We start from the raw sequence: 25,564 nt of genomic DNA on the forward strand, positions 1-25,564 counted from the left end.
ACCCGATGATGAACTTCGAGTACTTCAGCCTGACCGACCCCGGTCTGGTGCGCGACAACAACGAGGACTCGGTGGCCCTGGACCCGGACCATCAGGTGGCCGTTCTGGCCGATGGCATGGGCGGTTACAACGCGGGCGAAGTTGCCAGCGCAATGGCCACCACCTTCGTCAAGACCGAGCTTGGCCGCTGGATTTCGGAAGGCGGTTCCGAAGCGAGCGCACGCGAGGTGCGCCGGGCGATGGAGATCTGCATCGACAACGCCAACCGCTCCATCTTCAACGCCGCCAATTCCAACCCCTTGTACGCCGGCATGGGCACCACCCTGGTCATGGGCGTGTTCCAGGGTGCACGCACCTTGATCGGCCATGTGGGCGACTCGCGCTGCTACCGCCTGCGCCAGGGATCGCTGGTCCAGCTCACGCGCGACCACTCCCTGTTGCAAGAACAGATCGATGCCGGCCTGATTTCGCCCGAGCAGGCCCAGTACGCCACCCACAAAAATCTGGTCACGCGCGCCCTGGGCGTGGAAGACACGGTGTTGCTAGAAGTCAGCGAGTACCGGGCCGAAGAAGGCGACATTTACTTGCTTTGCTCCGATGGCCTGACCGATATGATGACCGACGAGCGCATCGCCGCCATCCTCGTGACAGCGGGTACGCTGGAGGAAAAAAGTCGCGCTTTGGTCGACGCCGCGAATGACAGCGGAGGCCGCGACAATATTTCGGTGATACTTGCGCAAGCCCGGCCCAAACCGGCGCGCAGAGGGTTGCTGTCCCGCATGCTGGGCCAGTGAGTGGGTTTATCGAACGGGTTCTTCAGGTTCCACAGGAGTCGGCCATGCCGAAAATGATCGTTTCCATTGACGGCGTCGTCATCAAGGAAGTGCAGCTCACCAAAGACCGCACCACGCTGGGTCGGCGGCCATACAACGACATCGTTATCGACAACCTGGCCGTCAGCGGCGAGCACGCGGTGATGCAGATGTCGGGCAATGACGTGACCCTGGAAGATCTCAACAGTACCAACGGTACCTACGTCAACGGCAAGGCGATCAAGAAGCAGGCCTTGCAGAATGGCGACACCGTCGAGATCGGCAAATACAAGATCAAGTTTGTTCACGAGGGCACCTCAGACCACCATGAAAAGACCATGGTGATCAACTCTGGTGCCGTGGTGGGTGCGGCTGCCGCGCCGGCCGCGGCAGCCGCTTCGACCGCCACCGCTGCAATCAAGGTGCTGTCAGGCGCTGCGGCGGGCCGCGAGGTGCCGTTGGTCAAGGTGGTCACCACCATCGGCAAGCCTGGCGTGGCGGTCGCGGCCATCACGCGGCGCCCCCATGGTTACGTGGTGGCCCTGGTGGAAGGTGCGACCAAACCCACGGTGAACGACAAGCCACTCGGCACCGAGGCGATCGAGCTGCGCGACGGCGACGTGATCGAGCTCGCCGGCACGCGCATGCAGTTCGTCCAGTCCTGAGGGAAAGTCGGGTGAGCCCACCGGCTCGCCCGAACCTGAGGCGGCCGCGCCCGGCCGTGCGCGCCCCTTCCAAGTCATGGCGGTCCTGAGGCAACACGGCGCGCGGATCGCCGTCACCCTGATCCCGCTCATCCTTGCCGTGCTGCACGCCATAGGCTTGGCGCCCATGGGGGTGCTGCAGCGGCTGGATCACCTCATTTACGACACCCGTCTGCGGGCCACCATGCCCGCCACGCTAGACGAGCGGGTGGTGATCGTCGACATCGACGAAAAGAGCCTGGCTGAAGTCGGGCGCTGGCCTTGGTCGCGCGACCACATCGCCCAGCTGGTCGACACCTTGTTCGATCAGCTGGGCATCGCCCTGCTGGGCTTTGACACCGTGTTTGCCGAGCCTGACAACAGCTCGGGGCTGCGCCAGCTGCAACGGCTCGCCCAAGGGGAGCTGGCAGAACAACCGGGGTTTGCCGCCGCGGTGCAATCCCTCGCGCCACAGCTCGATCACGACGCGCGCCTGGCGCGCGCGCTGCAGGGGCGGCCGGTGGTCCTGGGGTATTACTTCACCAGCGACCGAGAAGCCCACCGCAGCGGCACACTGCCCGAACCGGTGATGCAGGCCAGCGACCTGCAGGGCCGCAGCATCTTGGCCACGCGCTGGGACGGCTTTGGCGCCAACATCGCCCCGCTGGTCGCCGCCGCGCCGCGCGCCGGCTTCTTCAATGCGATCACCGCGCCCGACGGCGTGGTGCGCTCCCTGCCGCTGCTGGCCGAGCACGACGGGCGTTATTACGAATCGCTGTCGCTCGCGATGTTTCGTCTGCTGCTGGGTTCGCCGACGGTGCAGCCTGGGTTTCCGGCCAACCGCCTGCTGCCGCGCAACTACCTGTCGCTTGAAAGCGTGCGGCTGGTGCAGGGCACGACCACGCTGGCCATACCCGTCGACGAGCGGCTCTCGGCGTTGATCCCGTTTCGTGGACCTGGGGGCCCGCAGGGGGGCTCGTTTACCTACGTGTCGGCCAGCGACGTGCTGGCCGGGCGGCTGGCGCGCGACCAGCTGCGCAACAAGATCGTGCTCGTGGGCACCACCGCGCCGGGCCTGCTCGATCTGCGCGTGACCCCGGTGGGCGAAGCCTATCCCGGCGTGGAGACCCACGCCAACCTGATCGCCAGCCTGCTCGACGGCGAACTGGTCAGCCAGCCCGATTACGCGCTCGGCTACGAGCTGGTGGTGCTGGTCGCCGCGGGCCTGATGCTGGCACTGGTTTTGCCCCTCCTGAGCGCGTGGCGCGCCGTGGTGCTCAGTCTGGGTGTGGTGGCCGCTGTGGTGGGCCTGAACCTCTGGCTCTACCTCGGCCCGGGGCTGGTGCTGCCGCTGGCCAGCGCCCTGGTCATGATCGGTTTTGCGTTTGCACTCAACATGAGCTATGGCTACTTCGTGGAGAGCCGCGCCAAACGCGAGCTGGCCCAGCTCTTTGGCACCTACGTGCCGCCGGTGCTGGTCGAGGAGATGGTCAAAGACCCGGCCAGCTACAGCATGCAGGCCACCACGCGCGAACTCACCGTGATGTTCTGCGACATGCGCGGCTTCACCGCGCTTTCTGAAAGCATGGAGCCTGCCCAGTTGCAGGCCTTGCTCAACACCGTGTTCAGCCGCCTGACGCAGGTGATTCGCGAGCACCGCGGCACCATCGACAAATACATGGGCGACTGCGTCATGGCGTTCTGGGGTGCGCCGGTCGACATGCCCGACCACGCGGCCCAAGCGGTGGCTGCGGCACTGGACATGGCGCGCGCCGTTGACGCACTCAACCGCGAGCACGCCGCCCAGGGCCTGCCCGCCATCGGTGTGGGCATCGGCCTGAATACCGGCGCCATGTGTGTGGGCGACATGGGCTCGGACGTGCGCCGCAGCTACACGGTGATTGGCGATGCGGTCAACCTCGCGTCCCGGCTCGAGGGCCTGTGCCGGGTTTACGGCGTGGACGTGATCGCTAGCGACAGCACCCGGGCCCAGGCCAGCGGCTGGGTGTGGCAGGAGCTCGACCGGGTGCGTGTCAAGGGCAAGGCCAGTAGCGTGACGGTTTACACGCCCTGGGGCGTCGGGCCCGATCTGCCCCCCGTGCAGGCCCAAGAAATGCAGCGCTGGAACCAGGCTTTGCAGGCCTGGCGGTCGCAAGACTGGCCCACCTGCGAGGCAGTGCTCGCGCAGCTGCAGCGGCAGAACGAGAAAAAAGTCCTTTACCGCCTCTATGCCCAGCGGGTAGCCTCCCTAAAGGTGCTGCCAATGGACCCTGCGTGGGACGGCACTACCACTTTTGAAACCAAGTAGGCAGACCCGGGTCCGCCTGCCAACCACCAGACCACCCATGCGGGTTCGCGTACTCGGCTGTTCCGGCGCCATCGCCAAAGACTGCCGCACCACCTCGTTTCTCCTGGACGATGACGTGCTTGTCGACGCCGGCACCGGCGTCGGCGATCTCACGCTCGACGAGATGGCGCAGATCCACCATGTGCTGCTGACCCACTCGCACCTGGACCACGTGGCCGCGCTGCCGCTCATGCTCGACGCGGTCGCGGCGCGCCGGCTCACCGCCGGCGCCGAGCCGCTGCTGGTGCACGCCCTGCCCGGCACCATCGCCGCACTCAAGGCCCACGTGTTCAACAACCTGATATGGCCCGACTTCTCGGTCATCCCCAGCGCCGAGCGCCCGCTGATGCGCTTTGTGCCCATCGAGGTGGGTCAGGTGCTGCAGGTGGGCAGCCAGACGGTCGAGGTGCTGCCGGCGGTTCACACCGTGCCTGCGGTGGGCTATGCAGCGACAGGGACCACTGGCCACTGGGTGTTCACGGGTGACACCGAGCGCAACCCGGCGTTCTGGGCGCGCGTGAACCAGATGAACGTGGCCATGCTCGTGATCGAGACCGCCTTCAGCGACCGCGAGAGGGCCCTGGCCGCCCGCAGCCTGCACCTGGCACCCAGCGTGCTCGCCACCGAGCTTGACCACATCAACCGCGCCCACCACTACCCGATCTACATCACCCACACCAAGCCGGCCGAAACCGGCTTGATCATGGAAGAGATCGAGCGCTTCGATCAGACACCCAGCCGCCCCGGCGATTTGCGCCACGACATCCGCTGGCTCAGCGCTGGAATGCGCTTCGAGGTGTGACAAAAGCTGTCGGCAACCGGCGAGCTGACAAAAATCGTCACCCCGGGCTGGGGCAACACGACACAAAACGTCACTCCTTGGCGGCAAAACGTGAAACAGAACACAAAAAACACCCCAGTTCAGGTTGGCACGGTCCCTGCTGAATAGAACCCGTCAGTCAACCTGTTTCCCCAATCCCTCAAGGAGTTTTTCTCATGAACATGAAGCGGTCCATGCAAAAAGGTTTCACCCTCATCGAACTGATGATCGTGGTGGCCATCATCGGTATCCTGGCTGCTGTGGCCCTGCCGGCTTACCAGGATTACACGGTGCGTGCTCGTGTGACGGAAGGCTTGTCGCTGGCCGGCGCGGCCAAGTTGGCAGTCGGCGAAAACAACGCCAACGGCAATGCTTTCGGCGCTGGTTACGGTGGCACTGTGGCGACCCGCTCCGTCGGCGCGACTGTTTGCGCTGCGGCTGGAGCTTGTACCTTGGCCGAGCTGAATACCGCCTTTGATGCTGGAGCGGCCGCTGGCGGTCTTGGTATTGGTATCGACCAGGAAACGGGCCATGTTTCCATTGGCTTCTTGCCCGCAGTGCAGCCTGTTGCCACCTCGCGCCTGGTCTTGAACGTTACGGCCAACGGTGCTGCTCTTGTTGGTGACGCGAACGGAAGCACGCCCGCAGCGGTCAACCTCCGCTGGGATTGCTACGCTGCAGGTGTGGCGACCCGTGCCACGCTCGCTGTGGCTGGTGGCCCGACCCTCCCGGTGCGCTTCGCTCCTGCTGAGTGCCGTTGATCCAAGCAACTTGCACCCAATGAAAAAGAGCGCTTCGGCGCTCTTTTTCATTGAGGTATGCAGACACTGGGTGAATTTCCCCCGGTACTCGCTTGATCTCTTGCCAACAGCTTTAAAAATGACGTGCTGAACTCTGCAGGTGAAGTGACAAGCATTGTCACCAAGTACCCAAGGCTCGTGAGATTTCTCACGAGAATCTGCACATCCAGTATGGCGCGTTCTTTGCTGTAAATCAGGTCTGCAGGCATGCAACTGCAGATCTCAGATCCATTTAAAAAGCAGGTACACAAAATGAAGCAAACATCACACAACGGCTTCACCTTGATCGAACTGATGATCGTGGTGGCCATCATTGGCATTTTGGCTGCGGTGGCTCTGCCTGCTTATCAGGACTACACCATTAGGGCACGGGTAGTAGAGGGCATCACATTGGCCGGTGCCGCAAAAATCTCAGTCGTCGAAAACAACGCCGCGAGCAACGCATTTGGTGCTGAGTACGGGGGCACCGTCGCCACGCGCGCGGTGGGGGCAACAGTATGCGCGGCAGTGGGTGCCTGCACCGTTGCCGAGCTGAACACTGCTTTTGATGCTGGCTCAACGCTCGCTGGGGCTGGCATTGGTATTGATCAGGAGACAGGGCATATCTCAATCGGCTTCCTTCCCACAGTTCAGCCTGTCGCGACCTCACGTTTGGTCCTTAACGTCACCGACAACGGTTTGGCACTCGCTGGCGACGCCGCAGGCAGTACGCCAGCGGCTGTAAATCTGCGCTGGGACTGCTACGCAGCTGGTGTACCCTCCCGTGCCACGCTCCCGGTGGCTGGAGGGCCTACTCTACCGGTTCGTTTTGCTCCGGCAGAATGCCGATAGATTGGCGTGCTCTCCCGAACTGAACAGGCAATGTCGTCATCTCGCCTTGGCCTCTCTTGCTCGGTGATCCTTTGACGCCTCGGCAGACTCCCGTGTCTCAAGATCGGGATTGTGATGGGTACGAGCTAGGCGAATTGACACGAAAGGAGATGTCTTGATAAAGACGGGACGCATACGTTTCGCGCTGCGATGGGCATTCGGGCACTTCTTGGTCAGTGCCTTGGTGGTGTCCTTGGCCGCAATCTTGGTTTTTTTGATTTGGTACCCGTCCCCCTGGCGGGAGATGTTGGGCATCGGATCAATTTTTGCGCTGGTAGCCGTGGTGGACTTGGTGTGCGGGCCTATCTTGACCTTGGTGCTTGCGAGCCCAGTGAAATCGAGACGGGAACGATGGCTAGATTTGACGCTCGTGGCGCTCATCCAAATCGCTGCCTTGGGCTATGGCCTCTGGTCAGTGGCTTCAGCGCGTCCTGTTGTGCTGGTTTTTGAGGTTGATCGTTTGTTTGTCTTGACGGCCAACGAGGTGCAGATGGAGTTACTTGGTCAAGCTCCCGAAGCGCTGAATCAACTCTCATGGGCTGGAGTCGCCCGAGTGGGACTTCGTGAAGCCACTTCGCCGCAAGAGTACCTGAGCAGTGTCGAGCTGTCGATCCAAGGGATCACTCAAGCCATGCGTCCAAACTGGTGGCGGCTCTATGACGGTGAAGTGAAATCCGCCATTCTCAAGAAGGCTAAACCGCTCATCACGCTGAAGGAAAAACGACCTTTACAGGCTGATGAGCTGCAGCGAGCGGTAAGAAAGACCGGACGAAGTGCTGAGAGCCTGTATTTCCTACCACTAACTTCTAGCAAGGAGATGGGATGGATAGCATTGCTCGATGCCTCTGGAGAAATCGTGGGGTACGCACCCGTGGATGGATTTGACTGAAATTGGTACGAGTGTGACGGTCTACGGGAAGAAGCAGCTTCACGAAATGCAAGTCGGGAGCAACTTGTTATTCAACTCGAAACCGCCCGCTCTTGCCCCCGGCCTTCTCCACCAAGCGCACCCCGCCCATCACCATGCCCCGATCCACCGCCTTACACATGTCGTAGATGGTGAGCAAGGCCACCGAGACAGCGGACAAGGCTTCCATCTCCACACCGGTCTGGCCGGTGCATTCCGCCGTGGCGCGGCAAAGAACTTGGTTCGCGGAGGCGTCCACCTCAAACTCAATCGCCACCCGCGTCAGCGCGATCGGGTGGCACAGGGGTATGAGGTCGCTCGTCTTCTTGGCGGCCTGGATGCCGGCGATGCGGGCGATGCCCAGCACATCGCCTTTTTTTGCAGTGCCCTGCTGGATAAGCGTCAGCGTGGCGGGCAACATGGTGATGTGGCCTTCGGCAATCGCTACCCGGTGGGTGCTGGCTTTCGCCGACACGTCGACCATGTGCGCCTGACCCTGCTGATCGAAGTGCGTCAAGGGGCTGTCTGGGGAGGGTTGGGCGTCGGTGTGGGCAGGGGCGGTCATGGCAGCGCTTTGCGCCGGCTTTACAGCCGGTGGGTGGAAACCTTGGGGTGAAGGCGGCATCATACGGGGATGACCTTTTTGACAAGCCTTCGGCCTGCCTGGCCGCGGTGGTCTGGCCCCCTGTTGGTGCTGGCGCTGCTGAGCGCATCGGCCAGCCTCTCGGTGGCGCAGACCGGCCTGCCACCCGTGGGCGCGGGCGTGTCTGGCTTGCCCAGCCTGGGTGACGGCGCGGGCATGACGGTGGCCGAGGAACGGCGGCTGGGCGACCGCATTGCGCGCGACATTTACCGTGACCCGGACTACCTGGATGACCCAGTGCTGGTCGACTACCTGCAGTCGGTGTGGCAACCTTTGTTGGCTGCGGCCCGTACGCGCGGTGACGTGGCGCCCGAGCTGAGCGAGCGGTTGGCCTGGGAGCTGATGATTTCGCGCGACAAGCGCGTCAACGCGTTTGCCCTGCCGGGCGGCTACCTGGGCGTGAACCTGGGCTTGCTGGCCGTGACTGAGCGGCCCGAAGAGCTGGCCTCCGTGCTGGCGCACGAGCTCAGCCATGTCTCGCAACGCCACATCGCTCGCATGATCGCCACGCAGGACCGACTCGCACCATGGATGCTGGGCGCCATGATTCTGGGTGCACTGGCGGCACGCAGCAACGTCGACGTGGCCAATGCCGCCATTGCGGGCAGCCAGGCAGTCGCAGCGCAAAGCCAGCTCAATTTTTCGCGCGACATGGAGCGCGAGGCCGATCGCGTGGGTTTCGGGATGCTGACCGGCGCGGGTTTTGACGGCCGGGGATTTGTCAGTATGTTCGACAAGCTGCAGCAGGCCGGCCGCCTCAACGACGATGGGTCGTTCCCCTACTTGCGCAGCCACCCGTTGACCGGCGAGCGCATCGCCGACATGCGCGCACGGCTGCCGCTGGTGGGCGCTGCCCCCGTCCATGGCCCGCTGCGCCAGGGCGCTGCAGGCGGCGCTGGCCAGTTGGGACCATCCACGCAACTGCATGTGCTCATGGCAGCCCGCGCCCGCGTCCTGGCGGAAAACAGCCCCGACCGCTGGCGCGACTGGCAGCAAAACGGGTCTTCCGCCGCTGCCTCGCCGGGCGATCGTTACGCTGCCGCCTACGCCAGCCTGCGCTTGGGGCAACGCGCGCAGGCCCTGGCGCTGGCGCAGCGGCTGCGCGGTGAGGTGGAATTGAGCCAGCGGACCGCCGTGGATCAGCTCCAGCTTGAGATCCTGCTTTCGCCTGGTGCGCCACTGACCGCCGCTGAACTGACGCTGCGCGCTCAGCTGGGTGACAAGGCCTGGGCTGGTGGCTCGCGTGCGGGGATGCTGCTCGGTGCGCAGGCTGCGCTGGCCAGCGACCAGCCGCAGCGGGCCAGCGCGCGCTTGCTGGACTGGGTGGTGCAGCACCCGCGCGATGCCCTGGCCTGGCAGACCTTGGCGCGTGCCCAGCAGGTGCAAGGCCAGACGCTGCGCGCCGTGCGCGCCGAGGCCGAGTCCAGGGTGGCGCAGCGCGATTACGCTGGTGCGCTCGATCGTTTCAAGGCCGCGCAGGCGCTGCCGGCGGTGCTGCGGGCGGCCGACCCGATCGAGCTGGCGATCGTGGACAGCCGTCGGCGCGAGGTGGAGGTGTTGCTGCGCGAGGCCGAGTCGGAGAAGTGAACGGGCTCGCGCTCAGCGCGCGAACACCGCCTTGAGCCCTGCGTCCACCACCAGCATCAACACCGAATAAATCAGCGAACCGATCAACGCAGCCCAGAAGCCGGGCACCTGAAAACCGTCGAGCAGGCTTGCGGCGGCCCAGAACATCAGCGCGTTGATGACGAAAAGAAACAACCCCAGCGTGACCACGGTCACCGGCAGGGTGAGCACCACCAGTAGTGGGCGCACCAGGGTGTTGAGCAAGGCGATGACGGCTGCCGCGATCAGCGCCGCGCTGTAGCTCTGAATCTGCACGCCGGGATAGAGGTAAGCCACCAGCAGCAGTGCACTGGCTGCGAGCAACCATTTGGCAATTAATTTCATGGGGTCAGCATAGCACTGGGCGGTGATGACGCTGCCCGGTGCCAGGAGATCACGCCGCCTCGGCGGGCGGCTGCCGGGCGGCCAGCGCTTTGCCGATGGCCAGCACCAGCAAGGCCCCTGCGATGGCCGCACCGTACTTCACCAGTGACGATTGCGGGATTTTGACCATCCACTGCCACTGGCTGGGGTCGGCGAAAACCGGGTCGGTTACCAGCATGCCGCCGGCGATCCAGCCCAGCAGCATGCCGCCGGCTACGATGATGAAGGGAAAACGCGCCATCAGCTTGATGACGATCTGGCTGCCCGCCACGATGATGGGAATGGAAATCAGCAGGCCCAGCACGACCAGCAGGGTGGAGTGTTCGCCTGCGTTTTGCGCCGCGCCCGCGATCGCGATCACGTTGTCCACGCTCATCACCAGGTCGGCGACGATGATGGTCTTGATGGCCGCCAGCAGCTTGTCGCTGCCAGCCACATTGCCGTGCTCTTCCGAGTCAGGCGCCAGCAGCTTCACGCCGATCCACACCAGCAGCAGCGCGCCGACAAACTTGAGGAAAGGCAGGTTGAGCAGCGTCATCGCAAACAGGATCAGCACCACCCGCAGGACGATGGCGCCCGCTGTGCCCCAGATGATCCCTTTGGTACGCTGTGCTGGCGGCAGCTTGCGGCAGGCCAGTGCAATCACCACCGCGTTGTCGCCACCCAGCAGGATGTCGATCACCACGATCTGGCCCAGCGCAACCCAGAAGGCCGCCGATGTCAGGAATTCCATAAACTTTTCAAGGTGGGGCGCACCGTGGGCACCGGTTCGGGCCCATGAGGATGGGGGTTGGGTGACCCGCCTTAGGCAGGTGGGACGGACCTTGTTGACCAGCTGGCCACTGGGTCACAGGATTGTATCGACGCCGACCTGTCGCCAGCTGTCAGTCCACTTGTTGCCAGCAGGGCATGCATCGACCGAGGGGATTGACCACGCACCCTGCTCTGTGGGCCCCGCTGGCTATGATCGATCTCCCCATGGCCGGCATCCACATCACCGACATCGAAGCCGCGATCAACCACTGGCGCGCCCGCTCACCGTCCGCCGACGGGGGCGCGCTGGCGCCGCCTCTGCGCGCGCTGGCCGAGGTGTACGCCCTTTTGGTCTACCACGGCGAAACCGAGGCCGACGAAGCCACGCTGCCTGCGGAGGCAAAAGCCGCCTGGCAGGTCTGGTTCGACAGCACGCCCGACACACCCTGCATCGCGATCTGTTCCACCAGCCAGGGCGATGCCATGTGCAAAGGCTGCGGCCGCAGCTTCGACGAGGTGCAGCGCTGGACCGAGATGAGCCCGGGCGAGAAGCGCTCCACCTGGCGCCGCATCACGCTCGACGGCACAGCCTGGCGCTTCAACCGCTATGCCGAGCGGGCGTTGGAAAGCAAGGCGGGCTGACGCATCGCATGAGGGGAAGCCCCTCTCAGAACGCCGCGGATCTGGCTCCGCCAGTCCGCCAGCGTTGCCCCCCTGGGGGGGTGACGCCGCAGGCGGTGCGGGGGGTCACACTCTGCGGGCCAGCTCCGCTGCCTTGCCTACGTAGCTGCCTGGCGTCATGGCCAGCAGGCGGTCTTTCTCCGGCTGGGGAATCTCCAGGCTGCGGATGAGCTCGTGCAAGGCCTCGGCCGTCACGGTCTGGCCACGCGTGACTTCCTTGAGCTTTTCGTAGGCACCGGACACGCCGTAGCGGCGCATCACGGTCTGGATCGGTTCGGCCAGCACCTCCCACGAGTTGTCCAGGTCTTCGGCCAGCGCGGCCTCGTTGAGCTCGAGCTTGCCCAGGCCCACGCCCAGCGAGTGATAGGCCAGCACCGCGTAGCCAAGGGCCACGCCCATGTTGCGCAGCACGGTGGAGTCCGTGAGGTCGCGCTGCCAGCGGCTGACGGGCAGCTTCTCGGCCAGGTGCTTGAGCAAGGCATTGGCCAGGCCCAGGTTGCCCTCGGCGTTCTCGAAGTCGATCGGGTTGACTTTGTGCGGCATGGTCGACGAGCCGATCTCACCAGCTTTGAGCCGTTGCTTGAAATAGCCCAGGCTCACATAACCCCAGATGTCGCGTGCGAGGTCGATCAGGATCGTGTTGCTGCGGGCGATGGCGTCAAACAGCTCGGCCATGTAGTCGTGCGGCTCGATCTGGATGCTGTAGGGCTGAAAGCTCAGGCCCAGACCCAGCGGCTCGGGCGTTTCCACCACGCGCTGGCTGAAGGCTTCCCAGTCGAATTCGGGCCAGGCGGCTAGGTGGGCGTTGTAGTTGCCCACTGCGCCGTTCATCTTGCCCATGAGCTTGACGCTGGCGATGCGCTCGCGTGCGGCCACCAGGCGCACCACCACGTTGGCGATCTCTTTGCCCACGGTGGTCGGGCTGGCGGTCTGACCGTGGGTGCGGCTGAGCATGGGCACAGCCGCGAACGCGTAGGCCATTTCTCGCAGCTTGGTGATCACTGCATCGAGCGCCGGTAGCAGCACGGCGTCGCGCCCGCCCTTGAGCTGCAGCGCGTGACTGGTGTTGTTGATGTCTTCGCTAGTGCAGGCGAAATGCACAAATTCGGCGGCGCGCTGCAGCTCGGGGCGGGCCTCGAACTTGGCCTTGATCCAGTACTCGACCGCCTTCACATCGTGATTGGTGGTCTTCTCGATGTCCTTGATCGCGTTGGCATCAGCTTCGCTGAAGTTTTTCACCAGCCCCATGAGGTAAGTGCGCGCACCGGGCGACAGTGGCTTGAACTCGGCAAAGCCAGCGTCGGACAAGGCAATGAACCAGGCCACTTCGACCTGCACGCGCCGGTGCATGTAGCCCTGCTCGCTCATGAAGGGGCGCAACTGGGCCAGTCGGCTGGCGTAGCGGCCGTCCAGCGGCGAAAGGGCGGCCACAGGGGAGGGCACGGACTGGGCGGCGGCAGGCGCCAGTTTGGGGGCAGGGGCGGTAGGGCGCATGGCGCGATTGTAGGAGGGCACGGTGAAGCGCCTGCGCCGAAACCTCTCTGGCCCCGGTATCCGGTATCCGGTGTCAGGGGTGGGGCCGGACACGCTGGCTAAAATGGCCAGCCCGAGGGAAACCTGTCACCCATCACCCAAGTCCATGAAACTGATTGGCGCCATCACCAGCCCCTACGTTCGCAAGGTGCGCATCGTCATGGCCGAAAAGAAGCTGGATTACCAGTTCCTGCCCGAGGACGTGTGGTCGGCGACCACCCAGATCGGCGCGTCCAACCCGCTGGGCAAGGTGCCCTGCCTGGTGATGGAAGGAGCCGAGGCGGTTTTTGACTCGCGCGTCATCGTCGAGTACCTCGACACCCTGTCCCCGGTGGGCAAGCTCATCCCGGGTCAGGGCCGCGAACGAGCCGAGGTCAAGACCTGGGAAGCGCTGGCCGACGGTGTGCTCGATGCCGCTATCCTCGCGCGCCTGGAAGCCACCTGGCCCGGCCGCGACGAGGGACAGCGTTCCCAGGCCTGGATCGATCGCCAGCTGAGCAAGATCAACACGGCCTTGGCCGCCATGGCGCGTGGTCTGGGCGACAAGCCCTTTTGCTCCGGTGTGCATTTCAGCCTGTCCGACGTGGCTGTGGGCTGTGCCTTGGGCTACCTCGACTTCCGCTTTCCCCAGATCGACTGGCGCACGCCCCACCCCAACCTGACCAAACTCAGCGACAAGCTGGCCCTGCGGCAGAGCTTTATAGATTCTCGACCAGACTAGGCACACCCCCGCGCCACAGGCGCGGCGCGGGGGTGTCGTCAGGTGACGGCGCGCTTTTTCAACCAGCGCATCAACCCCCCCACCACCGGCAGCTTCTCGTACAGCTCCTCGGCCGCATCCCAGTAGTCGCGGTGGTCGCTGATGTGGCCGTCTGGCGTGAGGGTGAGGTGTGAGCCGCCGCGGATCACCTGTGGGCTGACAGTGTCGAAACGCTTGAAGCGAAAGTGCATCTCCCACACCAGAAACAGCTGCGTGTCATCGACGATGCGCCGCGTGACCACAAAACGCGGCTCATGCAGGCTCTCGAACATGTGCTCGAAGATGCGGGTGATGGCGGCGGTGCCGAAGACTTCGTTGAACGGATCCTTGAAACGCGCGCCCTCGGTGTAGAGGGCGGCGAGTTGCGGCAGGCTGTGTGGCGTCAGGGTCTCGAACTGACGGGCGATCTGCTCGGCCGCAGCCCGGTGGTCGCGCGCTTCGCTCATAAACCGGTGAAGCGGCGAACCGCCGGGAAGTAGGCCCGGTAGGGCAGCAGGCTGAGCAGTTTCATCACGCGGGTGAAACGCTTGGGGTAGTGGATTTCAAACTCGCCCCGCGCCCAGCCGGCGATCATGTCTTGGGCTGCCTGCTCGGGGGTGATGAGCGCGGGCATGGTGAAGTTGTTTTGCGCCGTCAGCGGCGTTTGCACAAAGCCTGGGTGCACCACGCTCACGCCCACGCCCAGCGGCTCCAGGTCGAGGTAAAGGTTTTCCGCCAGGTTGGTGAGCGCCGCCTTGGTGGGTCCATACGCCAAGCTCTTGGGCAGGCCGCGGAAACCGGCCACACTGCTGATCAGGCTCACATGGCCGCGGCCGCGCGCGATCAGCGCGGGCAACACCGCGTCCATGACATGCAGTGCGCCGGTGTAGTTGATGGCCAGGTGCTGCTTCAGATCGGCCATGTCTATCTCGGTGGCGCGCATCTCGCGGTAGTGGCCGGCGCAGTACAGCACCAGATCCAGCGGGCCCTGGGCCAGGATGGCCTGCGCCGTGGCGCGGACCGCCTCGGCGTCGGTCACATCGAGCGGCCAGGCCTGAGGAGCGTTGCGAGGGTCTTGGTGGTTGCTACTGTGCTGTTCGACAAAACGATTCAAGGCCTCGGCGCCGCGCGCCGAAACCAGCACCTGCGCGCCGAGGGCGTGCAGGGCCGATGCCGTGGCCGCGCCGATGCCGCTGGAGGCGCCGATCAGCCACACCCGCTGGCCACGCCAGTCGGTGATTCGTGGGTTGAAGCTGGGCCACCAGGCACTGCCGCGCGTCGGCGCCGCCGCCATAGGAATCGCGGTGGGCTGGTCTGCGGCGAATTGGCGAGGTGCGGTCATGGGTGCATCCTCACACATGGCGCTTGACGAAGGTGAGTTGCACTTCGCCCAAGTAGATGCCGAACTTGCTCATCATGGCCTTGTTGAGCATGACGCGATCGTCCATCAGGTACATCCAGTCGTCGAACTGCACCTCGTACACCTTGCCGTCGACCGGCAGCGACAGCGTGTAACCCCAGCGGAACGCATTGCCCGCAGTCTGGCCGAAGGCGGTGCCGACCACGTCGTCCGCGGTGCCGCTGTAGCGGCCTTCGCCGAGGTACTTCATGCGCCAGATGCGCTTTTGTTTCTCACCGTCCGAGTAGATGAAATCTTCATCGAGCACACCGTCGGCGCCATTCCAGCTGCAGTTCATCACCACGGTGAAGCGGCGCGCCACCGTGCCGGAGCGGTCCAGAAAGACGCCGTACGCGTCGAGCGTGCCGTTGAAGTACTGGCGCAGATCCAGTTCGGGTTTCTGACCGGCGTAGTCGGAGATCTGCGGGCCGGCACAACCGGTGAGGGCGGCTGCACCCGCCAGGCCGGCGCCGAGCAAGAGTCGTCGTTGCATCATGAGGGGACTTTCAGGGAGGCAGAGAGAGGGCTGGCCGCGCGCTGTTCAGGGCGGATGACCAGGGTGTATAGGGCACCGCCCGCCAGCAGCTTGAGGGCGCAAGGCAGCAGGCAGTAGGCGAAGGTGAGGGTCCACAGGGCTTGCGCATCGCGCGCGCCAGGCGTGTAGCCAAACCAGGCCAGCAACGGCAGTGCGAGGCCGGCGGCGAGCGCCAGGTTGAGCTTGGCGGCGAAGCTCCACCAGCCGAAGTAGGCGCCTTCTCGCTGGCCACGCTCGCCGAGCCGACCGATCACGCCGGCCAGCATTGCGCCGGGCAAGGCCAGGTCGGTGCCGACCGCGATGCCCGAGAGCGCGCACACGATCAGGAACGGCACGATGTCACCCGTGCCCAGCGTGGCGGTCCACACGAACACCGCGACCGCCAGCGCCATGCCGGCCAGCCAGGTGCGCGCCAGCCCGAAGCGGCTCACCGCGCGCACCCACAACGGGATGGAGAGCGCAGCAAACAGAAAGTAGATCGCGAGGAAGGCCGGCTCCTGCGCGGGCGTGGCCTGCAGCCGGTCTTGCACAAAAAACAGCACCAGGGTCGCCGGTATGGCGCTGGCGGTGCCGTTGAGCACAAACACGGCCAGTAGCTTCTGGAATGCGGGCTGGCGCAGCGGCGACAACGAGGGCAGGGCAGTGGCCGAGGCGTCGGGCTTGTTAGCAGGATGGGTGTTCACGGGCCGCACTGAGCGACTCCAGGCCCACCAGCCCAGCGTGAGCAACACCGCAAAGGTGGACACCGTCACGCCCAGGCCCAGCGTGCCCGGCAGCACCGCGGCCACCAGCACGCCCACCAGCGCCAGCGCCTCGCGCCAAGCGACCACGCGGCTGCGCTGCGCCTCATTGCCGCCCAGCCGCGCGCCCCAGGCCTGGTGCGCCACGCTGACCACGCTGTAGGCGGTGTAGGTGACGGCCATGACCGCGCCGGCCCAGCCCAGCAGCGCGGCCATGCCGGCGGCCTGCACCGCGGCGGGCGGGAACAGCAGGCCCCACAGGCCCAGCGCCAGCACCACCGCCGAAACCGCCGCAGCGCCCAGCACCGCGCCGATCGAGCGCGCAAACAGGCGGTCGCACCAGCGGCCGATGATGGGGTCGAGCACGGCGTCGACCAGGCGCGCGCCCAGCAGCACGGCGCCCAGCGCGGCCAGCGGCGCAGCGAACTCGCGCGCATAGTGGTTGGGCAGGATGACGTAAAGCGGCAGCGCCACAAAGGCCAGCGGCAGGCCGAGCAGGCCGTAGCCCAAGCCGTGGCGCCAGGCGCCCGCACCGATGAACCGGGCCGCTGGCTCGCTCACCGGTGCGGATGCGTTCATGGCGCGCGCGCGCTCACGCGTTGCAGCAAGGTCTCGCGCATCGCGGGTTGCGAGGTTTTAGGCGAGAGCCAGATGCCGAAGAAGAGGCGCGAGAAGCGGTCGTCCGCCACCTCGCCCAGCAGGCGGTCATTCAGGTAGAAGGCGGCGCCCCGACCCGGCGTGTGCACGCCGGTGATGCGGTCGCCCTTCTTCACATCGGGAAACAGCGCGCGCATGGCGGCCTGCCATTGGGTGGCCAGATCGGGCGCGATGGTTTCCAGATCGCGCATCTCGTCGATCGACCGTTTGGCGATCTCGGCACCTTTGAAATTGCGCAGGTACTGCAGCTCCAGGGCAAATGGCTGCTGGCCGAATTGGGTGCTGTCAAAGCCGGGCGAGGCGAACAGGCGCGCGTCGTAGACCTCGAAACCCCAGACCCGCAGGCGCGCGTTGCCCACCACCTGCTTGCCTTGCAGCGCCTCAGTGAGCACCGGCTCGGGCGTGTTGGCGCGTGCGGGCAGGGCCAGCGCCAAGGCCGCCAGCGCCAGCAGGCTCGCGGCGGCGAGCGCGGTGAAAGGCGCGGCAGGACGGGCAACGATGAACGTTGTGCGGGCTCGGGTCATGTGGCTTCTCCTGAGGCAGTTCAACCTGGCTTGCGCAAGGTGAACTGCACAACATCGATGTTGCCTTCGGCAAAGGCGGCTTCGCAGTAGGCCAGGTAAAACTCCCAGATGCGCAGAAAACGCTGGTCGAAGCCGAGCTGCAACACGCGCTCCTGCTGCTGCAGGAAGGCATCGCGCCAGAGTTGAAGCGTGCGCGCGTAGTCAGGGCCAAAGGCAAACTGGTCGACCACCTGCAGACCGGCGCGCTCGGCTTCGGCGTGAAAGCGCGAGGGGCTGGGCAGGCAGCCACCGGGGAACACGTACTGCTGGATGAAATCGGTGCTCTTGAGGTAACGGTCAAACAGCGCGTCGTCGATCACGATGCTCTGGATGCAGGCCTGACCGCCGGGCTTGAGCAGCTTTTCCACCGCCTGGAAGTAGGTGGGCCAGTACGCCTGCCCCACGGCCTCGACCATTTCGATCGAGCAGATGGCGTCGAAGGGGCCGTCCTGGATGTCGCGATAGTCCTGCAAACGCAGGTCGGCTTGGTCGGTGACGCCGAGCTTGGCCATGCGCTGCTGCGCAAACGCCAGTTGTTCGGTGGAGAGCGTCACGCCGGTCACGGTGGCGTCGAACTCGGTGGCGCCCAGCTCGGCCAGCGCACCCCAGCCGCAGCCGATCTCCAGCACACGGTCGCCCGCTTTCACGCCGGCCATGCGCAGCGCGCGCCGCACCTTGGCGCGCTGGGCGTCGCCCATGCTTTGCTCTGGTGTCTCGAACCAGGCCGACGAGTAGTTCATCGTGTCGTCCAGCCACAGCTCGTAGAAGGCGTTGCCCAGGTCGTAGTGGGCGTGGATGTTCTTGCGGCTATTGGTTTTTGAGTTGCGGTTGAGCAGGTGGCGCACGCGGTAGGCCAAGCGGCCCAGCCAGGAGCCGTAGACCATGTCTTCGATGTCGCGCCGGTTGGTGATGAAGAGGCGCAGCAGGTCGGTGAGGTCGGGCGTGTGCCAGTCGCGGGCAATGTAGGTTTCGGCAAAGCCGATGTCACCCGACTTCAGCGCCGCACTGCACACATTCCAGTTGTGCCAACTCATGCTGGCAGCCGGGCCCTGGCCGTCGCCGAAGCGCTGGATACTGCCATCGGGCAGTTGCAGCGTGAGGCTGCCGTGGCGCAGGCGCTGCAGCATCTGCAGGATGGTGCGCGCGGCGGCCGGTGCGTTGCGGGGCAGATCGAATCCAGCGGGGTGGCGTTGGGCGGTCGAAGAGGTCATGGGCTTGTGGGCAGGTCTGACGAAACGGATGAAAGAAGACACTCAGCGCATTTGCGCCGGGTCCGGGGCGTGGGCCGCGGTCACGAAATCGGCCGGCGGCGCGGGTTGGCGGAAAAACGGCGCCTTCTTGATCCACAGGTGCAGAGCCTGCCAGTGGATGCGGGCGATCACGCCGAAGGTCATGGCCGGGTAGCGAAAGAGCGCGCGCCGGGTGCTGCGCGCATCCAGCGGCAACAAGCTGCCGCTCACGCTGGTGTTGATGAGCACGTCTGACCCGTCCTGGTCGAAGTAGTCGATGCGCGCCACGGTGCGAGCCACGGCGTTGGCCGACGCATCGGCCTCGGTGCGCATGAAGACGAAGCGGTAGTGGCCGCGCACGGGACAGAACGGCGACACATGGAACACCTTGCTGGCGGTGCAGGGGACGCCGTAGTGTGGTGCGTCGAGCAGGTAGCAGTGGCGTTCACCAAAGGTGTTGTTGACTTCGGCCACCACCGCGCGCAGCGAGCCGTCGCTGCGGTGGCAATACCAGAAGCTCACCGGCCTGAAGCTGTAGCCCAGCACGCGCGGGTAGGTGTGCAGCCAGACTTCGCCCTGGGCATCGGTGACGCCATGCTGCTGCAGCAAGCCATCGATCCAGTCCAGACAGTCGCCGCGGCCGTCGCCGTGGTCGCGGTCGTGGAAGGCGAGCGTGGCTCGCCGGTTGCGCGCCAGGGCGCCATTGCCATGGGCCTTGAGGCTGCGCAGCGGCAGCATCAGGAAGTAGGTGGGGTAGGCAAACGCATGGTGGCGGGGGCGGTGCCGCGTGTGGCGCACTTGTCCAAAACCGATCTGTGCGACGGCTGGGGTGGGTGCCTGGCCCTGGGTCAAGCAAATACCCCGGGCAAGGCGGCGCGGCGCGCGGTGGCGTCGTCCGTGGCACTGACCATGTGGTGCGTCTGCATCAGGTGGCGTGCGGCCTGCAGGCCCGACTTCAGGCCGTCTTCGTGGAAGCCGTAACCGGCCCAGGCGCCTGCAAACCAGGTGTGCTGGCGCCCTTGCAGCGCGGGCAACTGCGCTTGCGCGCGGATGGCAGCGAGGTCGAACACCGGGTGGGCGTATTCGTAGCGACCCACGACCTGATCGGGCGCGATCTCGCCCTGCGGGTTGAGCGAGACCACCACTGGCTGGGGCACCGGCAGGGGTTGCAGGCGATTGAGCAGGTAGTGCAGGCAGACCTGGGCGCTCTCGCGGTCGGCCGAGGGCGCGCGTTCGTAGTTCCAGGCGGCCCAGGCGCGCGGGTTGGCGGGCAGCACCGAAGCGTCGGTGTGCAGCACGGCCTGGTTGGGCTGGTAGCGAATGGCACCCAGCACGTCGCGCTCGGCGGCGGTGGCATCGTGACCCAGGATGTCCAGGGCCTGGTCGCTGTGGCAGGCCATGACGATGGCGTCGAAGCGCTCGACCTGGCCGCGTGTGACGACGCGCACGCCCTGCTCGTCGCGCAGCACCTGCTGCACCGGCGTGTTCAGGCGCTTGTCGGCGATGTTCGCGGTGATCTTCTCCACATACTGTCGCGCGCCACCTGCCACCGTGTACCACTGCGGTCGGTTGGTGATCTGGATCAGGCCGTGGTTGTGGCAGAAGCGCACCATGGTGGCGACCGGGAAGGCCAGCATCTGGTCGGTTGGGCAGCTCCAGATGCAACCCATCATGGGCAGGAAATACCAGTCGCGGAATTCGTCGGAAAAGCGCTGTTGGCGCAGGAAATCGCCCAGGGGCTGCAGCAGCGGGCTGTCGGGACGCAGGTCAACGCCCTGCTGCGCCAGCCGGGAGGTGATGCGGTTGAAGCGCACGATGTCGGTCAGCATGCGCCAGAAGCGCGGGTTGGCCAGGTTTCCCCGCTGAGCGAACACGGTGGAGAGATCTGAGCCGCTCCATTCCAGCGCCTGCCCGCCGCGCCCGGCGCCCGGGGCCTTGACGGAGAACGACATGTCGGACTTGGCGATCGGCACGTCCAGGCGGTCGAACAGCGCAAGCAGGTTGGGGTAGGTGCGTTCGTTGAGCACCAGAAAGCCAGTGTCCACACCGAAGGTCACAGGCTGGCCCTGGGCGTCGGGCAACGTCATGTCCACCGTGTGGGTGTGGCCGCCGAAATAGTCGCCTGCCTCAAACAGGGTGATGTGGGCCAAGCCTTGCAGCGTGTGGGCCGCAGCCAGCCCGGCGATGCCGGAGCCGACGATGGCCACGCGGGGCATCGAGTGAGTGGAGCCTGGGCTGGGCAGCTTGGGGTCTGCGTACATGCTCAGACCCGGGGGGCCGAGTGGCCCGAGATACAAAAGACTGCGAAGCGCCCCGACGCGAACGAGGGAGGGAGGGAGGAGGAGGAGAAGCGCCCCGGGATTTCAGTCAGGCCCCGAAAGGCTTGAAGGCTTCGCAGTTCAAAAACGTTGTTGTCATGGAGAGCCGGTGGGGCAGAAAAGTTCCGAGGCAAATTGGTCATCATGGCCCTGAGTCGGCTGGGGGGAAACAAGAGTGGATCGTAGGATTATGCACCGAATAGTCTGATTGTGACTAATCAGTCACTATTTGGGCGAGATGATTTTTTCAATGTCCCTGATCAAACCAGGGTCATTGGGGTCCAGCGCGCTGGGGTAGCTGCGCACGGTCGTGCCGTCCCGGGCGATCAGGTACTTGTGAAAATTCCAGCCCGGTCGTTCCCCGGTGCGCTGGGCCAGCTCTTGGTACAGCGGGTGGGCGTTGCGCCCCACTACCTGGATTTTGCTGAACATGGGGAATTGCACCCCGAAGGTGTTTTCGCAGAAGTCGGCAATCGCCGCGTTGCTGCCGGGCTCCTGGCGCCCGAAGTCGTTGGCGGGGAACCCCAGCACCACCAGCCCGCGCGCCTGGTACCGCTGGTGCAAGGCTTCCAGGCCTTTGTACTGGCCGGTGAAGCCGCAGTAGCTCGCGGTGTTGACCACCAGCACCGCGCGCCCGGCGTACTGACAAAGCGATTGCGGCTTTTCGTCTTGCAGGCGGGGCAGCGTGTGCTGCAGCAGCGTTGGGCAGGCGGTGCCCGGGGCGGCCGCGCCAGCCGGCTGGGCCTGTGCGCTTGGAACCAGCGCCAGCCCAGCCAGAGCCAGCAGCGCCGAGATCACGCCCCGGTGAGGGCGCAGGTGGCGAAGAGTCGAAAGTGTTGCTTGGACAAACCACGAAATCATGAGGCGCGCTCCATAATAAAGAGAACGATTGAATCATTTGTCCATGACAAGTTCAAGCCACGCCATCGCCGATGTGGAGCGGGATACCGGTCTGTCCAAAGACACCTTGCGGGTCTGGGAGCGGCGCTATGGCTTTCCCAATCCGACGCGCGATCCGGTCGGTGAGCGCCGCTACGACGACGACCAAGTGCTGCGCCTGCGCCACCTGCGGCGTCTCCTCGATGCCGGCTTTCGGGCCGGCCAGATCGTACCGCTGCCGCTCGACGCATTGTTGTCCCTTCAGGCCGAGCCCACCAAGGGCGTTGACGAGCCGGCAGCCCGACCCGGCCGGCCGGTCGACGCCGCGTTGATGCGGGAGGCGCCGTCCCATGTAGCGCCCTGGATGGCGCTGCTGCGCCAGCACGACGCGCGCGGTCTGCGCACCGCCATGGAGCAATACCTGCTGACCCACGGTCTCGCGCGCCTGGTGCGCGATGGCATCACGCCGGTGAACGTGATGGTGGGTCAATCCTGGCTCGAGGGGCAGCTCGCCATCTTTGAGGAACACCTGTATTCCGAGGTGGTGCAGCAAGTGCTGCGCCAGGCGCTTGCTCAGCTGGGCGCAGCCCGTCCTGCGGCGCCGCCGCGTGTTTTGCTCACCACGGTGCCCGGGGAGTCGCACAGCCTGGGCCTTCTCATGGCCGAGTGCGTGATGTCGCTGGAGGGTTGCGAAACCCTGGCGCTGGGCGTGCAGACACCGCTGACCGAAATCGTCTCTGCCGCGCAGGCCTGTCGCGCCGATGTGGTGGCCCTGGGTTTCAGCGCGGCGCTCAATCCCCGCGACGTGCGGGCCGCGCTCACCCAACTGCGCCGGCAGCTACCGTCCGAGCGAGACCTCTGGACCGGAGGCCAGTGCCCGGCCTTGATCGGCAACGGTCGAGGCCGAGGCGGTCTTCGCCTGGAAGGCCACTGGCACATGGCCCGGCTGGACGACATCCCGGTGGGCGTGGCGCGCTGGCGGAGCGGCGACCGGCAATACGAAGCCCCGGTCGCAGAACCCCAGACATGAAACCGCGTGGAGACGATCTTCAGCGGGGCGCGGCAGGCTTCAAGGGCAACAAAGCGGCGCTGCCGAGCAAACCCTGTCTGGTCTGCGGCCGTCCGATGAGCTGGCGCAAGGCCTGGGCGCGCAACTGGGCGCAGGTGAAGTACTGCAGCGACCGCTGCCGGTCGCAAGCGCCCCGAAGCTCTGCGCCGGCATGAGCGAGCTGGCTTCGCGCGTGCGTCGCCTGGTGCTGGTGCTTGGCGACCAGCTCTGGCTCGGCAACCCGGCGCTGGCAGATGTCGATCCCGTGCAAGACCGGGTGCTGATGATCGAGGCTGCGGGCGAATCCACCGGCGTCTGGAGCCACCGCGCGCGCATCGCCGTGTTTCTCTCGGCGATGCGCCACTTCAGCGATGAGCTGCAACAAGCCGGCCTGCCGCTGACCTACCTTGCGCTGGACGAGTCTCGATGCGCCGCCGACACGCTGGCCGAGCGGTTAGCCTTGGCCATCGATGCGTTGCAGCCCCAAGCCCTGTGGGTCTGCGAGCCAGGCGAATGGCGACTGCAACAGGACATCGAAGCCGTGGCACAAGCAGCCGGTGTGCCGCTGACCTGGTGTGAAGACGTCCACTTTCTTTGCAGCCGTGCGAGCTTTGCCGACTGGGTGCGCGGCCGCAAGGAATGGCGCATGGAGCACTTCTACCGCGCGATGCGGCGCGAGCACCGCGTGCTCATGGCGGGCGATGAGCCGCTTGGAGGCCAATGGAACTTCGATACCGATAACCGCCGCGCCTACCCCAAGGCTGGTCCGGGTGCCATCCCCGAGCCGGCCCGGTTTGAACCCGACGACATCACCCAGGAGGTGATCGCGCTGGTGTGCGAACGTTTTCCCGATCACCCCGGATTACTCGATCACTTCGGCTGGCCCGTCACGCGTGCGCAAGGCCTGGCCGCACTGCACCACTTCATCGACGAACGCCTGCTCGGCTTTGGCCCCTATCAAGATGCGATGTGGAACGACACGCCGTATGGCTGGCACTCGCTGCTGTCGGTGGCGCTCAACCTGCACCTGATCCACCCGCGCGAAGTCATCGACGCGGTGGAGGCAGCGCACCACCAGCGAGGTGCACAGGCGCTGCCGCTGGCCAGCGTCGAAGGCTTTGTCCGCCAGGTGCTGGGCTGGCGCGAGTTCATCCGCGGCGTGTACTGGCAGCAGATGCCGGGACTGAAAACCGCCAACCACTTTGGCCACACCCGCAAGCTGCCGCGCTGGTACTGGACTGGTGAGACCCAGATGGCTTGTCTTCGCGACACCATCACCCAGACGCTGAAGCATGGCTACGCCCATCACATCCAGCGCCTGATGGTCACCGGTCAGTTTGCGCTGCTGGCGCAGATCGATCCGGCGCAGGTCGCCGACTGGTATCTCGCGGTCTACGTGGACGCGATCGAATGGGTCGAGCTGCCCAACGTGGCCGGCATGGCGCTCTATGCCGATGGCGGACGCTTTACCAGCAAGCCCTACATCGCCAGCGGTCAGTACATTGCCCGCATGAGCAACCACTGCGCTGGCTGCCGCTACCAGCCCGCAGAACGCACCGGTTCCCAGGCCTGCCCGATCACCACGCTGTACTGGTACTTCCTCGACCAGCACGAGGCCGAGCTAAAGGCCAACCCGCGCACCGCGCTCATGGTGCGCAACCTCACCCGCTTGGGGGATGACGATCGTACTGCGCTGCGTGAACATGCACAGCAGGTACTGACTCGCATCGACGCGCTCTGAGCGCAGGGGTTGCATTTCTTCACACACTCGGCCTTGCCTTCAACAGGTCTGGGGTCAATACTGGTTTGAAATAAATCACGGTTACCGATTCAACCGCTTGATCCAGGTGGACGCATTTAGGGGCGCGCAAGACGTCCCGCTGGGCCCACCTCGCAACAGAGGGGGAGCCCATGTTGATGACACGATCCCAAGGCTGGTGCAGCCGCTCCCCGACATCCAGGGGCGGCTGATGCCCATCTCGCCTGAGGTCCTGAAACTGCGCGAACTGGCCAAGAGCCAGCTCTTCGTGATGGACCTGCGTGAGACCGATGCGCCTGGCCTTCTAGCCGCCCAGCTCGGTGGACCCGACGCGAAACAGCCCGTGGTCTGGCGCGACGCCGAGAGCGAGCTACTGGTTTTCCCGGGCTCCACGGTGGTGAGGTTCGCGCCCGGGTTTGTGTTCGTCGAACTCGCTGTGCTCAGCGACCAGACGGGCGACGCGCGCCTGCTGTTCGCTTTCAAGATCGGCGCCTCACCCAACGAAGCTAGCCTCACCGCCGTCGCCGAAGACCGCCCGCGCGGCAACGCCGTGCTCGCCAAGCGCTGGGCCCAACCCGCCACCGAGCTGGTCTGGCACGCGCTGCTGCGCTGCGGCGAAGCCCTGCTGGCGCGCCGCCGCCTCAAATCGCCACAGCAGCTCGGTGGCGTCTACACGCTGGGTCGTGTGCTCAGCTTCATCACCACCGAACCGGTCACAACCGAAGGCCTGCGCGGCTATTACGCCGAGGCAGCGCAGCGCGAGCAGCCGCTGGACCCGTCCATTCTCAACCGCCGTTTCCTGGGCAGCGTGCCGCTGCGCCGCACGACGAAACGCTGACCCCCGACCCACAGAAAGAGGT

28 protein-coding genes are annotated in these 25,564 nt (G+C 65.3%); 14 read left to right on the top strand and 14 right to left on the bottom strand.

Annotated features, from left to right (window positions below; translation table 11 throughout):
* The first annotated feature begins 8 nt into the window (after positions 1-8).
* The 6 genes from GPT34_RS08865 (at position 9) to GPT34_RS08890 (ending at position 6,293) form a co-directional block, all read left to right on the top strand.
* The gene (locus tag GPT34_RS08865) at positions 9-794 is read left to right on the top strand and encodes a Stp1/IreP family PP2C-type Ser/Thr phosphatase (protein ID WP_291011373.1); all 786 of its coding nucleotides are present in this window, start codon (positions 9-11) and stop codon (positions 792-794) included.
* Positions 795-838: 44 nt separating this feature from the next.
* Positions 839-1,477, top strand: coding sequence for an FHA domain-containing protein (locus GPT34_RS08870; RefSeq protein WP_291011223.1), 639 nt, complete (start codon positions 839-841; stop codon positions 1,475-1,477).
* Between the two features lie 76 nt (positions 1,478-1,553).
* Complete coding sequence (locus tag GPT34_RS08875; RefSeq protein ID WP_291011225.1) at positions 1,554-3,803, top strand: adenylate/guanylate cyclase domain-containing protein; 2,250 nt, start codon at positions 1,554-1,556, stop codon at positions 3,801-3,803.
* A gap of 37 nt (positions 3,804-3,840) precedes the next feature.
* Complete coding sequence (locus tag GPT34_RS08880; RefSeq protein WP_291011228.1) at positions 3,841-4,644, top strand: 3',5'-cyclic-nucleotide phosphodiesterase; 804 nt, start codon at positions 3,841-3,843, stop codon at positions 4,642-4,644.
* A gap of 200 nt (positions 4,645-4,844) precedes the next feature.
* Positions 4,845-5,423 (top strand): pilin, encoded by a 579-nt coding sequence (locus GPT34_RS08885; RefSeq protein WP_291011375.1) that lies wholly within the window; start codon positions 4,845-4,847, stop codon positions 5,421-5,423.
* Between the two features lie 246 nt (positions 5,424-5,669).
* Positions 5,670-6,293 carry a pilin gene (locus GPT34_RS08890; RefSeq protein ID WP_291011229.1) on the top strand — a complete coding sequence of 208 codons (624 nt, stop codon included), beginning with the start codon at positions 5,670-5,672 and terminating at the stop codon, positions 6,291-6,293.
* Positions 6,294-6,329: 36 nt separating this feature from the next.
* Here the strand turns inward: GPT34_RS08890 and GPT34_RS08895 are convergent, their stop codons facing one another.
* Positions 6,330-6,713, bottom strand: coding sequence for a hypothetical protein (locus tag GPT34_RS08895; protein WP_291011231.1), 384 nt, complete (start codon positions 6,711-6,713; stop codon positions 6,330-6,332).
* On the opposite strand from GPT34_RS08895, the gene GPT34_RS08900 reads away from it, so the two are divergent.
* Positions 6,703-7,221: a hypothetical protein gene (locus GPT34_RS08900; RefSeq protein WP_291011233.1), complete on the top strand. Its 519-nt coding sequence runs from the start codon at positions 6,703-6,705 to the stop codon at positions 7,219-7,221. The two genes, GPT34_RS08895 and GPT34_RS08900, sit on opposite strands and share 11 nt — an antisense overlap.
* Before the next feature lie 67 nt (positions 7,222-7,288).
* On the opposite strand, the gene moaC is transcribed toward GPT34_RS08900, so the two are convergent.
* Positions 7,289-7,804 carry a cyclic pyranopterin monophosphate synthase MoaC gene (gene moaC / locus GPT34_RS08905; RefSeq protein ID WP_291011235.1) on the bottom strand — a complete coding sequence of 172 codons (516 nt, stop codon included), beginning with the start codon at positions 7,802-7,804 and terminating at the stop codon, positions 7,289-7,291.
* Positions 7,805-7,873: 69 nt separating this feature from the next.
* On the opposite strand from moaC, the gene GPT34_RS08910 reads away from it, so the two are divergent.
* The gene (locus GPT34_RS08910) at positions 7,874-9,469 is read left to right on the top strand and encodes a M48 family metalloprotease (protein ID WP_291011237.1); all 1,596 of its coding nucleotides are present in this window, start codon (positions 7,874-7,876) and stop codon (positions 9,467-9,469) included.
* A 12-nt stretch (positions 9,470-9,481) separates the two neighbouring features.
* Here the strand turns inward: GPT34_RS08910 and GPT34_RS08915 are convergent, their stop codons facing one another.
* The gene (locus GPT34_RS08915; protein WP_291011240.1) at positions 9,482-9,832 is read right to left on the bottom strand and encodes a phage holin family protein; all 351 of its coding nucleotides are present in this window, start codon (positions 9,830-9,832) and stop codon (positions 9,482-9,484) included.
* Positions 9,833-9,881: 49 nt separating this feature from the next.
* Positions 9,882-10,604: a TerC family protein gene (locus GPT34_RS08920; protein ID WP_291011242.1), complete on the bottom strand. Its 723-nt coding sequence runs from the start codon at positions 10,602-10,604 to the stop codon at positions 9,882-9,884.
* Between the two features lie 245 nt (positions 10,605-10,849).
* Here GPT34_RS08920 and GPT34_RS08925 point away from each other — a divergent pair, with 245 nt between their 5' ends.
* Positions 10,850-11,266: a DUF3717 domain-containing protein gene (locus GPT34_RS08925; protein WP_291011244.1), complete on the top strand. Its 417-nt coding sequence runs from the start codon at positions 10,850-10,852 to the stop codon at positions 11,264-11,266.
* Positions 11,267-11,371: 105 nt separating this feature from the next.
* Here the strand turns inward: GPT34_RS08925 and purB are convergent, their stop codons facing one another.
* Positions 11,372-12,799, bottom strand: coding sequence for an adenylosuccinate lyase (gene purB / locus GPT34_RS08930; protein ID WP_291011246.1), 1,428 nt, complete (start codon positions 12,797-12,799; stop codon positions 11,372-11,374).
* A gap of 145 nt (positions 12,800-12,944) precedes the next feature.
* Here purB and GPT34_RS08935 point away from each other — a divergent pair, with 145 nt between their 5' ends.
* Positions 12,945-13,559, top strand: coding sequence for a glutathione S-transferase C-terminal domain-containing protein (locus GPT34_RS08935; protein WP_291011249.1), 615 nt, complete (start codon positions 12,945-12,947; stop codon positions 13,557-13,559).
* 38 nt (positions 13,560-13,597) lie between these two features.
* On the opposite strand, the gene GPT34_RS08940 is transcribed toward GPT34_RS08935, so the two are convergent.
* The 9 genes from GPT34_RS08940 to GPT34_RS08980 all read right to left on the bottom strand — a co-directional run bounded on the left by GPT34_RS08940 (position 13,598) and on the right by GPT34_RS08980 (position 21,879).
* Positions 13,598-14,044 carry a nuclear transport factor 2 family protein gene (locus GPT34_RS08940; RefSeq protein ID WP_291011252.1) on the bottom strand — a complete coding sequence of 149 codons (447 nt, stop codon included), beginning with the start codon at positions 14,042-14,044 and terminating at the stop codon, positions 13,598-13,600.
* On the bottom strand, positions 14,041-14,871 hold the full coding sequence (locus GPT34_RS08945; protein ID WP_291011377.1) for an SDR family NAD(P)-dependent oxidoreductase: 831 nt from the start codon (positions 14,869-14,871) through the stop codon (positions 14,041-14,043). The genes GPT34_RS08940 and GPT34_RS08945 overlap by 4 nt, the downstream gene beginning before the upstream one ends.
* Positions 14,872-14,929: 58 nt before the next feature.
* On the bottom strand, positions 14,930-15,472 hold the full coding sequence (locus GPT34_RS08950; RefSeq protein WP_291011255.1) for a DUF3833 domain-containing protein: 543 nt from the start codon (positions 15,470-15,472) through the stop codon (positions 14,930-14,932).
* Positions 15,469-16,830 carry an MFS transporter gene (locus GPT34_RS08955; RefSeq protein WP_291011258.1) on the bottom strand — a complete coding sequence of 454 codons (1,362 nt, stop codon included), beginning with the start codon at positions 16,828-16,830 and terminating at the stop codon, positions 15,469-15,471. The genes GPT34_RS08950 and GPT34_RS08955 overlap by 4 nt, the downstream gene beginning before the upstream one ends.
* Positions 16,827-17,432 carry a chalcone isomerase family protein gene (locus GPT34_RS08960; protein ID WP_291011260.1) on the bottom strand — a complete coding sequence of 202 codons (606 nt, stop codon included), beginning with the start codon at positions 17,430-17,432 and terminating at the stop codon, positions 16,827-16,829. Before GPT34_RS08960 ends, GPT34_RS08955 begins: the two co-directional genes overlap by 4 nt.
* A 20-nt stretch (positions 17,433-17,452) precedes the next feature.
* Entirely contained in the window at positions 17,453-18,682 is a 1,230-nt protein-coding gene (locus GPT34_RS08965) for a cyclopropane-fatty-acyl-phospholipid synthase family protein (RefSeq protein ID WP_291011262.1), read from the bottom strand.
* A 42-nt stretch (positions 18,683-18,724) separates the two neighbouring features.
* Positions 18,725-19,552 (bottom strand): DUF1365 domain-containing protein, encoded by an 828-nt coding sequence (locus GPT34_RS08970; RefSeq protein WP_291011265.1) that lies wholly within the window; start codon positions 19,550-19,552, stop codon positions 18,725-18,727.
* Positions 19,549-20,961: an FAD-dependent oxidoreductase gene (locus tag GPT34_RS08975; protein ID WP_291011268.1), complete on the bottom strand. Its 1,413-nt coding sequence runs from the start codon at positions 20,959-20,961 to the stop codon at positions 19,549-19,551. The genes GPT34_RS08970 and GPT34_RS08975 overlap by 4 nt, the downstream gene beginning before the upstream one ends.
* A gap of 282 nt (positions 20,962-21,243) precedes the next feature.
* Positions 21,244-21,879: a glutathione peroxidase gene (locus GPT34_RS08980; RefSeq protein ID WP_291011271.1), complete on the bottom strand. Its 636-nt coding sequence runs from the start codon at positions 21,877-21,879 to the stop codon at positions 21,244-21,246.
* 43 nt (positions 21,880-21,922) lie between these two features.
* On the opposite strand from GPT34_RS08980, the gene GPT34_RS08985 reads away from it, so the two are divergent.
* From GPT34_RS08985 to GPT34_RS09000, 4 genes are all read left to right on the top strand, one after another.
* The gene (locus GPT34_RS08985; protein WP_291011274.1) at positions 21,923-22,927 is read left to right on the top strand and encodes a cobalamin B12-binding domain-containing protein; all 1,005 of its coding nucleotides are present in this window, start codon (positions 21,923-21,925) and stop codon (positions 22,925-22,927) included.
* Positions 22,924-23,121 carry a DUF2256 domain-containing protein gene (locus GPT34_RS08990; RefSeq protein WP_291011275.1) on the top strand — a complete coding sequence of 66 codons (198 nt, stop codon included), beginning with the start codon at positions 22,924-22,926 and terminating at the stop codon, positions 23,119-23,121. Before GPT34_RS08985 ends, GPT34_RS08990 begins: the two co-directional genes overlap by 4 nt.
* Positions 23,118-24,686: a cryptochrome/photolyase family protein gene (locus tag GPT34_RS08995; protein WP_291011277.1), complete on the top strand. Its 1,569-nt coding sequence runs from the start codon at positions 23,118-23,120 to the stop codon at positions 24,684-24,686. Before GPT34_RS08990 ends, GPT34_RS08995 begins: the two co-directional genes overlap by 4 nt.
* 229 nt (positions 24,687-24,915) lie before the next feature.
* Positions 24,916-25,542: a hypothetical protein gene (locus tag GPT34_RS09000; protein WP_291011278.1), complete on the top strand. Its 627-nt coding sequence runs from the start codon at positions 24,916-24,918 to the stop codon at positions 25,540-25,542.
* Positions 25,543-25,564: the final 22 nt, after the last annotated feature.

The organism is Hydrogenophaga sp., from assembly GCF_011390835.1.
Classification (GTDB): Bacteria; Pseudomonadota; Gammaproteobacteria; order Burkholderiales; family Burkholderiaceae_C; genus Hydrogenophaga.

Coding starts and splice junctions, on each gene's coding strand:
- GPT34_RS08865 (WP_291011373.1), top strand. CDS start 9: ATGAACTTCGAGTACTTCAGCCTGACCGACCCCGGTCTGGTGCGCGAC.
- GPT34_RS08870 (WP_291011223.1), top strand. CDS start 839: ATGCCGAAAATGATCGTTTCCATTGACGGCGTCGTCATCAAGGAAGTG.
- GPT34_RS08875 (WP_291011225.1), top strand. CDS start 1,554: ATGGCGGTCCTGAGGCAACACGGCGCGCGGATCGCCGTCACCCTGATC.
- GPT34_RS08880 (WP_291011228.1), top strand. CDS start 3,841: ATGCGGGTTCGCGTACTCGGCTGTTCCGGCGCCATCGCCAAAGACTGC.
- GPT34_RS08885 (WP_291011375.1), top strand. CDS start 4,845: ATGAAGCGGTCCATGCAAAAAGGTTTCACCCTCATCGAACTGATGATC.
- GPT34_RS08890 (WP_291011229.1), top strand. CDS start 5,670: ATGCAACTGCAGATCTCAGATCCATTTAAAAAGCAGGTACACAAAATG.
- GPT34_RS08895 (WP_291011231.1), bottom strand. CDS start 6,713: ATGAGCGCCACGAGCGTCAAATCTAGCCATCGTTCCCGTCTCGATTTC.
- moaC (WP_291011235.1), bottom strand. CDS start 7,804: ATGACCGCCCCTGCCCACACCGACGCCCAACCCTCCCCAGACAGCCCC.
- GPT34_RS08910 (WP_291011237.1), top strand. CDS start 7,874: ATGACCTTTTTGACAAGCCTTCGGCCTGCCTGGCCGCGGTGGTCTGGC.
- GPT34_RS08915 (WP_291011240.1), bottom strand. CDS start 9,832: ATGAAATTAATTGCCAAATGGTTGCTCGCAGCCAGTGCACTGCTGCTG.
- GPT34_RS08920 (WP_291011242.1), bottom strand. CDS start 10,604: ATGGAATTCCTGACATCGGCGGCCTTCTGGGTTGCGCTGGGCCAGATC.
- GPT34_RS08925 (WP_291011244.1), top strand. CDS start 10,850: ATGGCCGGCATCCACATCACCGACATCGAAGCCGCGATCAACCACTGG.
- purB (WP_291011246.1), bottom strand. CDS start 12,799: ATGCGCCCTACCGCCCCTGCCCCCAAACTGGCGCCTGCCGCCGCCCAG.
- GPT34_RS08935 (WP_291011249.1), top strand. CDS start 12,945: ATGAAACTGATTGGCGCCATCACCAGCCCCTACGTTCGCAAGGTGCGC.
- GPT34_RS08940 (WP_291011252.1), bottom strand. CDS start 14,044: ATGAGCGAAGCGCGCGACCACCGGGCTGCGGCCGAGCAGATCGCCCGT.
- GPT34_RS08945 (WP_291011377.1), bottom strand. CDS start 14,871: ATGGCGGCGGCGCCGACGCGCGGCAGTGCCTGGTGGCCCAGCTTCAAC.
- GPT34_RS08950 (WP_291011255.1), bottom strand. CDS start 15,472: ATGATGCAACGACGACTCTTGCTCGGCGCCGGCCTGGCGGGTGCAGCC.
- GPT34_RS08955 (WP_291011258.1), bottom strand. CDS start 16,830: ATGAACGCATCCGCACCGGTGAGCGAGCCAGCGGCCCGGTTCATCGGT.
- GPT34_RS08960 (WP_291011260.1), bottom strand. CDS start 17,432: ATGACCCGAGCCCGCACAACGTTCATCGTTGCCCGTCCTGCCGCGCCT.
- GPT34_RS08965 (WP_291011262.1), bottom strand. CDS start 18,682: ATGACCTCTTCGACCGCCCAACGCCACCCCGCTGGATTCGATCTGCCC.
- GPT34_RS08975 (WP_291011268.1), bottom strand. CDS start 20,961: ATGTACGCAGACCCCAAGCTGCCCAGCCCAGGCTCCACTCACTCGATG.
- GPT34_RS08980 (WP_291011271.1), bottom strand. CDS start 21,879: ATGATTTCGTGGTTTGTCCAAGCAACACTTTCGACTCTTCGCCACCTG.
- GPT34_RS08985 (WP_291011274.1), top strand. CDS start 21,923: ATGACAAGTTCAAGCCACGCCATCGCCGATGTGGAGCGGGATACCGGT.
- GPT34_RS08990 (WP_291011275.1), top strand. CDS start 22,924: ATGAAACCGCGTGGAGACGATCTTCAGCGGGGCGCGGCAGGCTTCAAG.
- GPT34_RS08995 (WP_291011277.1), top strand. CDS start 23,118: ATGAGCGAGCTGGCTTCGCGCGTGCGTCGCCTGGTGCTGGTGCTTGGC.
- GPT34_RS09000 (WP_291011278.1), top strand. CDS start 24,916: ATGCCCATCTCGCCTGAGGTCCTGAAACTGCGCGAACTGGCCAAGAGC.